Below are 9,781 nucleotides of genomic sequence, written 5' to 3' on the forward strand. Positions count from 1 at the left end.
AAACCCGAGAAAAACAGCCTAGGGAATCGGAAATGCCATTGTCGCAGAATGCGCGCGGCGCGCTGATGATGACGCTCGCCATGGCCGTGTTCACGGCCAACGACGCTTTCGTCAAACAGGTGACGCCGGAGATGAACACCGGTCAGATCATGTTCATACGCGGCGCCATCACCTCCATACTGCTCATGGCCATGGCGAGGCACTATGGCGTGCTGTCAAAATTCCGGCTGATGTTCAAGCCGAAGGTTCTTCTGCGCTCGACGTTCGAGATCGGCGCCGCCGTCACCTATATCTCGGCGCTCGCCCATATCGATCTGGCCGTGGCAGCCACTATCCTTCTGTCGCTGCCGCTTGCCGTCACCTTCGGCGCCTGGGCCTTCTTTGGCGAAAAGGTCGGCTGGCGGCGCTGGCTGGCCATTTTCATCGGCTTCATCGGCGTCATCATCGTTCTGCGCCCCAGCCCTGACAGTTTCGTGCCGGCAACGCTTCTGGCGGTTATTGCCGTTTTCTTCACCTGCGGGCGCGATCTCACCACAAAGCGCATCGAAGCCGGCGTGCCAACTCTGCTCATCTCGCTGTTTGCCGGTCTCACCAACACGCTGTTCGGCGCGCTTCTGATTGCGCCTATGGGTGGCTGGAGCCCGGTCAGCATGTCGGCACTGCTGCATCTGGCCACGGCCGCCTGTCTCATCCTCGCCGGCTACCAGACGATTGTCAGCGCCATGCGCTCCGGCGATATCTCCTTCGTCGCGCCCTTCCGCTACACCAGCCTGATCTTTTCGCTCAGCCTCGGCTTCTATTTCTTCGGCGAAACACCGGATGGCTATATGGCGGTCGGCGCCAGCCTCATTGTCGCTTCCGGCCTCTATGCCTTCTATCGCGAAAAACTGCGCGCCCGCAGCCTCATGGCCGAAACTGTCGCGCAGACGCCCCATTGAGCGGCAAAGAAGGATCGCTCATCATGGCACAGTCACGCTATTTCAATCGCCAAACGCCGCCGCATATCTCCACCCTCGTGCTGGTGGCCGGACTTGCAGCGCTCACCATGAACATCTTCCTGCCGTCGCTGTCGGCCATGGCCACGCATTTCAACACCAGCTATGCCGTGATGCAGCTGGCCGTCTCCGGCTATCTGGCCGGCACCGCCGTTTTGCAGCTGATCATCGGCCCGCTGTCTGATCTTCTCGGTCGCCGCCCGGTGATGATCGGCAGCATCATCATGCTGGCGCTCGGCACGCTGATTTGCCTGTTTGCCCCCAATGTCACCGTCTTCATGATCGGCCGCATCATGCAGACCGGCATCGTCGCCGGTTTCGTCCTGTCGCGCGCCATCGTGCGCGACATGGTGCCGGCCAATGAAGCAGCCTCGATGATCGGCTATGTCACCATGGGCATGTCGCTGGTGCCGATGGTGGCGCCGGCGGTTGGCGGCGTTCTCAACGATGCCTTGGGCTGGCAGGCCAATTTCGTCGTCATGCTGGTCTATGCGCTGGTCTGTGTCGTCATTTCCTGGGGCGATCTCGGCGAAACCAACCAGAACCGTTCGAAAAGCATTGGCGAACAGTTTCGCGCCTGGCCGGAACTGATCCGGGCACCGGCCTTCTGGGGCTATGCGCTCACCTGCGGCTTTGCCTCTGGCATTTTCTATGCCTTCCTGGGCGCCGCTCCGTTTATCGGCACGGTCATCTATCACCTGTCGCCGGCCATGCTCGGCATGCAGTTCATGCTTCTGGCGCTCGGCTATACGATCGGCAATTTCATCTCCGGCCGCTATGCCAGCCGTATCGGACTGATGGCGATGATCACCACCGGCAATACGCTCTCGACGCTCGGCGTTCTCTCCTCCATCCTTCTGGTGGCACGCGGTTCTGACAGCGCACTTGCCTTCTTCGGCCCGCTGGTGCTGGTCGGGCTTGGCAATGGCGTCACGCTGCCCAGTGCCAATGCCGGGCTTGTCAGCGTGCGCCCGCATCTGGCAGGCTCCGCATCGGGTCTTGGCGGCGCGCTTTATGTCGGCGGCGGCGCGGGTCTCTCCGTGGTTGCCGGTGCGGTCCTGTCGGAAGAAACGGGTGTTATGCCGGTTCTCCTCATCATGCTCGCCTCCGCATTTCTCGCGCTTGTCTGTACTGAAATGATCCGCCGCACGGCAAAGGATGCCGATCTGTCATGACAGGAATGCCTCTCATCATTCCTCCAGCCGTCATCCTGGCCGGCGGCCTGTCGCGGCGCATGGGGCGCGATAAGGCGCAGATCGTGCTGGGCGGGAGGTCGCTGCTCGATCATGTGATCGCCCGCATCAAGCCGCAGGTCTCCACACTTGCGCTAAACGCACCGCTCGATCACCCGGTATCGCAAGGCCTGCCGCTGGTGCCGGATAGTCTGCCGGGCCGTCCCGGCCCGCTTGCCGGCATCCTTGCCGCCATGCAGCATGCGGCACGTCAGGTGCCGCAGGCCTCGCATGTGCTGACCGTGCCGATCGACAGCCCCTTCCTGCCGCATAACCTGGTGGAAAAGCTGGCGCAAAGCGTCACGACCGATAATGTCATCGCGATTGCCACCTCGCAGGGTGCCATGCACCCGGTCTGCGGCCTCTGGCCAATCTCGCTGGCCAGCGCCCTGCAAGACTTTCTTGATGGGCCAGACGAACCACGGGTGAAAACCTTCCTCAGCCGCCACAACACCGTGCTGGTCGCCTTTGCCGATATCGACACACCAGTGGGACCGCTCGATCCCTTTCTCAACCTCAATACGCCGGAAGATCTTGAAAATGCCCGGCGCTTCGTCGAGGCTGGCGCATGACCCCAAAGATCTTTGGAATTTCCGGCTGGAAGAATTCCGGCAAGACCGGCCTTGCGGTGCGCCTTGTCGAGGAATTGACGGCGCGCGGCTACCGCGTCTCCACCATCAAGCATGCCCATCATGATTTCGATATCGACAAGGTCGGTGCCGACAGCTTTCGCCACCGACAGGCCGGCGCCCATGAAGTGGCGCTTGTCTCGGGCACGCGCTTTGCCATCATGCATGAATTGCGCGGCGCGCCCGAACCGTCCTTCAACGAAATCCTCGGCAGGCTTGCGCCTTGCGACCTCGTATTGATCGAAGGCTACAAGCGCGAGGCCGTGCCGAAGATCGAGGCCCGGCGTCTTGATGCCAAGAACCGCGAGCCGCTCGCGCCGACCGATCCGCATATCGTGGCAATCGCTGCCGATCACCCGGTCGAGGGCACCACCCTTCCCGTCTTTGACCTTAATGACACGCAGGCGATTGCCAATTTCGTCGTCACAGTCACAGGGCTTGGCCGACGGGCCTGAAGACGGCTGGCAGCAGCCATTCAGGGAGAGTGCCAATACACTGATTCTAAAACTTATTTTGTCTATGCAGCCTGTCGAATTAAGCCTCGGTTAAGCCTGTCGTGCTGCACTCTTCCTGTGGCGCCTGGCGTCACTCAAAGGGTCAACTCCGAGGGATAAAGCATGGCACACGCAATGGCACCCGACATGGACATGATGCTGAAGGGCTACGGCCTGACGACTGCGCAGATCCTCTACCGCCTGCCCGATCACCCGACTTTGCTGCAAACCTATATCTGGCAGCACTATGATCTGGCGCCGGACTTCCCCGAAATGCGCGGCTTCCTGAAATTCTGGCAGGAAAAGCTCGATGGACCGCTGCATTCGGTGCGCTATGTGCACCACAAGATGATCGCCGCCAGCGAATGGCGGGCGCTGAAGGGTGAATTCATCCTGCATTGACGGCACAGCCCCGGCCCGTTCACCGCTTCTTCTTGCCAATCCTGGCCTTGCAGCTTAAAGCCGCCTCATCATCTGAAGACGGATCAAAGAGGCAAGCCATGACCAAGATCGACGAAGACGCGCTGGCGGAAGCCTATAACAGGGCGCTCGCGCATGAAAAGGCCGGCGAGATCGATCAGGCGGTTGCAGCCTATCGCGAAGTGCTTGCCATCGATCCGGAAGATCATGGCGGCGCGTGCGTGCGCATTGCCTCGCTCGGTCGTGGCGATACACCGACCAGGGCGCCGGATGCCTATGTAGAAACGCTGTTTGATCAGCATGCCGAAAGCTTTGAGGATATCCTCGTGGCGCAGCTGGGCTATGACGTACCGAAGCTCGTGCTCCAGCACCTGCAGGAGGCCGAGCTTGGACCCTTCAAGCGCATGCTGGATCTCGGTTGCGGCACGGGCCTCACCGGCGGCACATTGCGTGATCTGTGCGAGGATATCACCGGCATCGACATTTCCGAAAACATGGTCGAGATCGCCCATGAGAAGGATCTCTACGAGACGCTCTATGTCGCCGAAATCGAGGATTTCCTCGAAGACAATGACGACGAGCCTTTCGATCTGATCACCGCCACCGATGTTCTGCCCTATCTCGGCGCGCTGGAGCCGCTGTTCTTCGGCGCGGCGGAAAACATGGTGAAGGGTGGTATCTTCGTCTTCTCGTCCGAAACCCTGTCCGACGACGTTCTGGCCGGACGCCCTTATATGGTCGGCCCGCACCAGCGTTTTGCCCATTCGGAAAGCTATATCCGCGAGCGCTTGGCCGCCACCGGATTCGAGATCGTCGAAATGACGGAAATCAACGTGCGCATGCAGGAAGGCCAGCCATCGCCCGGCCACCTGGTGATTGCCCGCTTCAAGGGCTGATCATCGAGACAGCCGCATGAATGACCGTCGCGCCGCCCACCGGCGCGACGAGAAGAATGACAAGATTGATGCAGACGAGCCAGACCATCACCTTTTCCTCGCGCGCCGTCAGGCGGCGCTTCGGTGGTGGTGGCGGCTCCGGCAGCCGGCGGTAATAGAAGTTGAGGTCACGGAACATGAGTTTCCCCTCGTGCAAGGTCGTGAATATGAATTTTAGCGCATCTTAATACCTCCGTTAACCCGCATCGGCCCGTTTTGGCGATTGTGATCATTTGCCGCATGACAGGATCATCTCGCCAAACATGACAGCCTGCCGGAAATGCTCTAGCCATCTGCCCCGCGTCTCTCTAAATTCTGCTTCGGCTAGGAGGGCCAGCATGACCCCGCAACGCTATTTCCTTGCCCAGGCCTATAACAATGCCTGGGCCAATCACCGCCTTTTGCGCGCCTGCCGACAACTGTCGGCCACAGAACTTGTCACCCGGCGCACGGGCTTCTTCCCCAGCATCATCCATACGCTCAACCACAACCTGACGGTCGACTGGTTCTATCTCAGCGCGCTCGAGGGAGAGCCGACAGGCATCAAGGCTTTCGAGCCCGAGATCCCCTTCCTCCTCATCATTGATCTGGAGCGCGAACAACGCGCTGTCGATCGCCGCCTGATCGATCACTGTCGGCAGCTTGACCCGGATATGTTGGCGCTTGAGGTCACCATCCCGAGGGGCGAGAAAAACCAGTTCGAGCGCAATGACCGGCTGCTGCTGCATCTCTTCCAGCACCAGATCCACCATCGCGGCCAGGTGCATGCCATGCTGTCGGGCACGGGCGTCGCGCCACCGCAACTGGATGAATTCTTTCCCGCCGATCCCGGTGAACAGGCGCTCAGGCGCCCGGATTTCATCGAACTCGGCTTTTCCGAAACTCAGATCTGGGGTTGATCCATGTCTTATCTCGTCTTCAAGGGCCTGCATGTCGCATCCGATATCATCTGGATCGGCGGCATGCTGATCAATGCCTTCGTCATCGGCATGGTGCCGGACGCCATCCGAACCGGCGTTATCTCGGCACTGCGCCGCTATGACCGCATCGTTACCACGGCAGCACTCGGCGGCGCCTGGCTGTTCGGTCTCATTCTTCTGTTCGGCTATGTCGGCTTTTCCGGCGGATGGCTGCATTTGAAGCTGCTCATCGTCGTCCTGCTATCGGCGCTGCATGGCATGCAGGGCGCATGGCTTCGCCGCATGGAAGCCGATCCGCGTCTCGACCCACCGGCCTTCGTGTCCAAGGGCATGCCGATCGTGCTGGTGTGCAGTGTCACCGTCGTGCTGCTTGCCATCATCAAGCCATTCTGAAGGACAAGGGGGCAGGCCGTAGAGTGCACCGCCCCTTACCCAGCATCATAACCCAGTCGCAGGAGTATTTTAAAATGGCGAAGGTTGCATTCATCGGTCTTGGCGTCATGGGCTTCCCCATGGCGGGCCACCTCAAGGTAAAGGGCGGCCACGAGGTCACGGTCTATAATCGCACGGCGGCAAAGGCCAAAGCCTGGGCGGACAAGTTCGGCGGCGCCCATGCGGCCACTCCGGTCGAGGCCACGCGCGATGCCGATTTCGTCTTCACCTGCGTCGGCAATGACGACGATCTGCGCTCCGTCACAGTCAGCGAGACCGGCGTTTTCGCCGGCATGAAGCCCGGTGCCATCCTTATCGACAATACGACGGCCTCGGCCGAAGTTGCCCGCGAACTGGATGCCGCCGCCAAGGCAAAGGGCTGCTTCTTCATCGATGCGCCCGTCTCCGGCGGTCAGGCTGGCGCAGAAAACGGCGTGCTGACCGTCATGTGCGGCGGCGACGAAACAGTGTTTGCCAAGGCAAAGCCGGTCATTGATGCCTATGCCCGCATGGTTGGCCTGATGGGCCCCGTCGGCTCTGGCCAGTTGACCAAGATGATCAACCAGATCTGCATCGCCGGCCTCGTCCAGGGCTTGGCCGAGGGGATTCATTTTGGCAAAAAAGCCGGCCTGGACATTGAAAAGGTTGTCGACGTCATCTCCAAGGGTGCCGCAGGCTCCTGGCAGATGGAAAACCGCCACAAGACGATGAACCAGAGCAGCTATGAATTCGGCTTTGCCGTCGACTGGATGCGCAAGGACCTCGACATCGTGCTGACAGAAGCCCGCCGCAATGGTGCCAGCCTGCCGGTCACCGCATTGGTCGATCAGTTCTATGGCGAGGTGCAAAAGCTCGGCGGCAATCGCTGGGACACTTCGTCGCTGCTTGCACGGCTGGAAAAGTAGAACCGTCGGCCACCGCTTGCCTCACCTTTCCGGCGCACAGCACCCGCGTCGGAAAGGCACCGCCCTATCCGCACGCACTTATGCATATGCACGGCACAAGCTTGAAACATTCGAAGACACGAATGTATTGCCGCGCGACATCTGCAAGCTGCAACACCAAAAATTGCGACTACAGCATCTAATAGTACAGTATCTATAGAACAAATTTAACCATCTATTTCCGATTAACAACGTATTCATGAAATCATTAAAGGTTGATCGACTGAACTTCCTTAACCCGAAAAAGATATTCTAATTTAGGAATTTCTACAATGAAAAATCTATCGATACTCGTGAAGTTTTTCATCATAATGGGGATGTTCGCGATCTTTGCCTTGGGAGTGACGATCAACGCCTCCGTCGTGATGAAGGATGTGGACACGGACTATAACGCCCTGCTCGATCATGATTCGACGGCCTCGGTGTCGATTGCACGGGCCAACCGCAACTTCCAGACGCTGCGCGCAACGATCGGCGACATCATCATGGCGACCGACACGACCATATTGAACCGTTCGCGGGACGAGTTTTCCGCCACGCGCACGCGCTTTATCCAGATGATGGACGATGCCATCGCAGCACTCCCGCAGGAGCAGCAGTTGCAGGACATCAAGGCAGCCAGCCTGCGCATCGTCGACGTGACATGCCGGGGCGTGATCGAGGCCGGCCTGGCGACCACGGACCCCGTCCAGAACCAGAAGATTCAGGCGCAGTTCTACGAGAAATGCCAGCCGGACTTCCTGCAACTGGCCGAAACCATGACGCAGAACACGATGCGAATTCTGAAGAATGCCACGGAAAAGGGCGATGCGCTGACCGCCAAGACGCATTCCACCGTTATCACCATGTTCTTAGTCATCAGCGCCGGCATCCTGGCTGTCTGCGCCGTCGGATTCCTGATCATCCGAACCTCCATCATCAAGCCCATCCACGCCCTCGCCTCGACCATGGGCGTGCTGGCTAACGGCGACCTGACAGCAACCGTGGATGGCGTGGACCGGCGCGACGAGGTGGGCGCCATGGCGCGGGCCGTGCAGGTCTTCAAGGAAAACGGCACGAAGGCGCGCGAGAGCGAAGAACAAGCCGCGCAGGAACGCAATCTCACCGACGTCGAACGCCGCCGCAATGCCGAAGCAGACAGCGCCCGCGCAGCGGCCATGGAACAGGCCACGACCGGCCTGGCAAAGGGTCTCAACCATCTGGCCGACGGCGATCTTACCGTCCAGCTGAACCACCCCTTCTCGGCGGAATTCGAGGGCCTGCGCGTTGATTTCAACTCTGCGGTTGCTCGCCTGAAGGATACTCTCTCCCATGTCGCGACCTCCGCCGTGTCGATCGACACCGGCTCGCGCGAACTGAGCCAGAGCGCCAATGACCTGTCCAAGCGCACCGAACAGCAGGCCGCCTCGCTCGAGCAGACGGCTGCGGCGCTGGATGAGATCACTGCCAATGTTACGAATTCATCAAAGCGCACCGAAGAAGCGCGTACAGTCGCCATCGAAGCCAATCGCGCCGCGCAGCAGTCCGGCCAGGTCGTTGCCAATGCCGTCGATGCCATGCACCGCATCGAACAATCGTCCAGCCAGATCTCTTCGATCATCGGTGTGATCGACGAGATTGCCTTCCAGACCAACCTGCTTGCATTGAATGCCGGCGTGGAAGCCGCCCGCGCTGGCGAAGCCGGCAAGGGCTTTGCTGTCGTTGCACAGGAAGTACGCGAACTGGCGCAGCGTTCCGCCCAGGCCGCCAAGGAGATCAAGGGGCTGATCCGCGCCTCGGCCGACCAGGTGGAGAACGGCGTGCAGCTGGTCACCGCCACCGGTGAGGCGCTCCAGGTCATCGAAGGTCATGTCGTATCCATCAACACCCAGCTGGACGCCATCGCAACCTCGGCGCGCGAGCAGGCGCTCGGCCTCTCCGAAGTCAATACTGCCGTCAACCAGATGGATCAGGTGACCCAGCAGAACGCAGCCATGGTTGAACAGGCGACAGCCGCAAGCAGCAGCCTGTCCAGTGAAGGCGACCGTCTGCGCCAACTGATCGCCCGCTTTCAGCTGCAGGCTGGTACAGCACCAGGATCGACTGTCGCCATGGCATCCGCAGCGCGGCACGTAGCATCTGCCTCGCCGGCCCGCAAACTCGTCAACAGGGTCTCCCGCGCCGTCAAGGGTGGCGGTGCAGCGGTGGAAAGTTGGGAAGAATTCTGATCGGCCATATCAGAAACAAAACAAAGAAAGGCCGGTCACGCACCCGCGTGACCGGCCCAGACTGCTGACAAACCTCTGGTCACATCCAGGGGTTTGTGATTCACTGTGACATGTTGAAGAAACCTGCTCCCGAACAGACGGCCCTCGAGATGGTGACGCTCGACAGCCTGGTGCCGAAGGGTCATCTGCTTCGCAAGATCGACGCGGTGATCGACTTTTCCTTCATCCATGATCGTGTTGCCGGCCTTTACTGCGCCGACAATGGCAGGCCTCCGCTCGATCCGACGCTGATGTTCAGGGCGCTGTTCATCGGCTACCTGTTTGGCATCCGCTCGGAGCGCCAACTGATGCGCGAGATCGAGGTGAACGTGGCCTATCGCTGGTTTCTCCGGATGAAGCTGACGGATCCGGTCTTCGATGCCTCTACGCTTTCCCAGAACCGCCGCCGCCGCTTCAACGATACGTCCGTGGCGCAGGACATCTTCTACGCGTCCTCATTGACTGCGACTCTTGGGCTTCCCAAACGGCAATGAATCAGAATCTCTGGTGCGAACTGCAAACCGGAGATTTACC

At 60.0% G+C, this 9,781-nt stretch carries 11 protein-coding genes and 1 pseudogene; 11 read left to right on the top strand and 1 reads right to left on the bottom strand.

Annotated elements, in window-relative coordinates:
* Positions 1–32: 32 nt before the first annotated feature.
* The 6 genes from E8M77_RS14180 (at position 33) to E8M77_RS14205 (ending at position 4,666) form a co-directional block, all read left to right on the top strand.
* Positions 33–938 carry a DMT family transporter gene (locus tag E8M77_RS14180; RefSeq protein WP_137131289.1) on the top strand — a complete coding sequence of 302 codons (906 nt, stop codon included), beginning with the start codon at positions 33–35 and terminating at the stop codon, positions 936–938.
* Positions 939–961: 23 nt separating this feature from the next.
* Positions 962–2,170, top strand: coding sequence for a multidrug effflux MFS transporter (locus tag E8M77_RS14185; RefSeq protein WP_137131290.1), 1,209 nt, complete (start codon positions 962–964; stop codon positions 2,168–2,170).
* Positions 2,167–2,799, top strand: a complete 633-nt coding sequence (gene mobA / locus E8M77_RS14190) for a molybdenum cofactor guanylyltransferase MobA (RefSeq protein WP_137131291.1) — start codon at positions 2,167–2,169, stop codon at positions 2,797–2,799. Before E8M77_RS14185 ends, mobA begins: the two co-directional genes overlap by 4 nt.
* Positions 2,796–3,311 (top strand): molybdopterin-guanine dinucleotide biosynthesis protein B, encoded by a 516-nt coding sequence (gene mobB, locus E8M77_RS14195; RefSeq protein ID WP_137131292.1) that lies wholly within the window; start codon positions 2,796–2,798, stop codon positions 3,309–3,311. Before mobA ends, mobB begins: the two co-directional genes overlap by 4 nt.
* Positions 3,312–3,485: 174 nt before the next feature.
* Entirely contained in the window at positions 3,486–3,752 is a 267-nt protein-coding gene (locus E8M77_RS14200) for an aspartate-semialdehyde dehydrogenase (protein ID WP_137131311.1), read from the top strand.
* Positions 3,753–3,850: 98 nt separating this feature from the next.
* The gene (locus tag E8M77_RS14205) at positions 3,851–4,666 is read left to right on the top strand and encodes a methyltransferase domain-containing protein (RefSeq protein ID WP_137131293.1); all 816 of its coding nucleotides are present in this window, start codon (positions 3,851–3,853) and stop codon (positions 4,664–4,666) included.
* Here the strand turns inward: E8M77_RS14205 and E8M77_RS14210 are convergent.
* The gene (locus E8M77_RS14210) at positions 4,656–4,844 is read right to left on the bottom strand and encodes a hypothetical protein (protein WP_137131294.1); all 189 of its coding nucleotides are present in this window, start codon (positions 4,842–4,844) and stop codon (positions 4,656–4,658) included. The genes E8M77_RS14205 and E8M77_RS14210 overlap by 11 nt on opposite strands.
* A gap of 199 nt (positions 4,845–5,043) precedes the next feature.
* Between E8M77_RS14210 and E8M77_RS14215 the strand changes: the two genes are divergently transcribed.
* The 5 genes and pseudogenes from E8M77_RS14215 to E8M77_RS14235 form a co-directional block, all read left to right on the top strand.
* Positions 5,044–5,604 (top strand): DinB family protein, encoded by a 561-nt coding sequence (locus tag E8M77_RS14215; protein WP_137131295.1) that lies wholly within the window; start codon positions 5,044–5,046, stop codon positions 5,602–5,604.
* A gap of 3 nt (positions 5,605–5,607) precedes the next feature.
* Positions 5,608–6,018, top strand: coding sequence for a CopD family protein (locus E8M77_RS14220; RefSeq protein WP_137131296.1), 411 nt, complete (start codon positions 5,608–5,610; stop codon positions 6,016–6,018).
* Positions 6,019–6,041: 23 nt separating this feature from the next.
* Positions 6,042–6,962 (top strand): NAD(P)-dependent oxidoreductase, encoded by a 921-nt coding sequence (locus tag E8M77_RS14225; RefSeq protein WP_281408195.1) that lies wholly within the window; start codon positions 6,042–6,044, stop codon positions 6,960–6,962.
* 311 nt (positions 6,963–7,273) lie between these two features.
* Positions 7,274–9,208, top strand: a complete 1,935-nt coding sequence (locus E8M77_RS14230) for a methyl-accepting chemotaxis protein (protein ID WP_137131298.1) — start codon at positions 7,274–7,276, stop codon at positions 9,206–9,208.
* Positions 9,209–9,318: 110 nt separating this feature from the next.
* Positions 9,319–9,693 (top strand): annotated as a pseudogene (locus tag E8M77_RS14235) (transposase); the annotation flags it as partial.
* Positions 9,694–9,781 lie beyond the last annotated feature (88 nt).

This window comes from Rhizobium sp. FY34 (assembly GCF_005222845.1).
Taxonomy (GTDB): domain Bacteria; phylum Pseudomonadota; class Alphaproteobacteria; order Rhizobiales; family Rhizobiaceae; genus Neorhizobium.

What these genes read in the sequence shown, in the direction of transcription:
- E8M77_RS14220 (WP_137131296.1), top strand. Translation starts at nt 5,608, where the DNA reads ATGTCTTATCTCGTCTTCAAGGGCCTGCATGTCGCATCCGATATCATC.
- E8M77_RS14210 (WP_137131294.1), bottom strand. Translation starts at nt 4,844, where the DNA reads ATGTTCCGTGACCTCAACTTCTATTACCGCCGGCTGCCGGAGCCGCCA.
- E8M77_RS14180 (WP_137131289.1), top strand. Translation starts at nt 33, where the DNA reads ATGCCATTGTCGCAGAATGCGCGCGGCGCGCTGATGATGACGCTCGCC.
- mobA (WP_137131291.1), top strand. Translation starts at nt 2,167, where the DNA reads ATGACAGGAATGCCTCTCATCATTCCTCCAGCCGTCATCCTGGCCGGC.
- mobB (WP_137131292.1), top strand. Translation starts at nt 2,796, where the DNA reads ATGACCCCAAAGATCTTTGGAATTTCCGGCTGGAAGAATTCCGGCAAG.
- E8M77_RS14205 (WP_137131293.1), top strand. Translation starts at nt 3,851, where the DNA reads ATGACCAAGATCGACGAAGACGCGCTGGCGGAAGCCTATAACAGGGCG.
- E8M77_RS14200 (WP_137131311.1), top strand. Translation starts at nt 3,486, where the DNA reads ATGGCACCCGACATGGACATGATGCTGAAGGGCTACGGCCTGACGACT.
- E8M77_RS14215 (WP_137131295.1), top strand. Translation starts at nt 5,044, where the DNA reads ATGACCCCGCAACGCTATTTCCTTGCCCAGGCCTATAACAATGCCTGG.
- E8M77_RS14185 (WP_137131290.1), top strand. Translation starts at nt 962, where the DNA reads ATGGCACAGTCACGCTATTTCAATCGCCAAACGCCGCCGCATATCTCC.
- E8M77_RS14230 (WP_137131298.1), top strand. Translation starts at nt 7,274, where the DNA reads ATGAAAAATCTATCGATACTCGTGAAGTTTTTCATCATAATGGGGATG.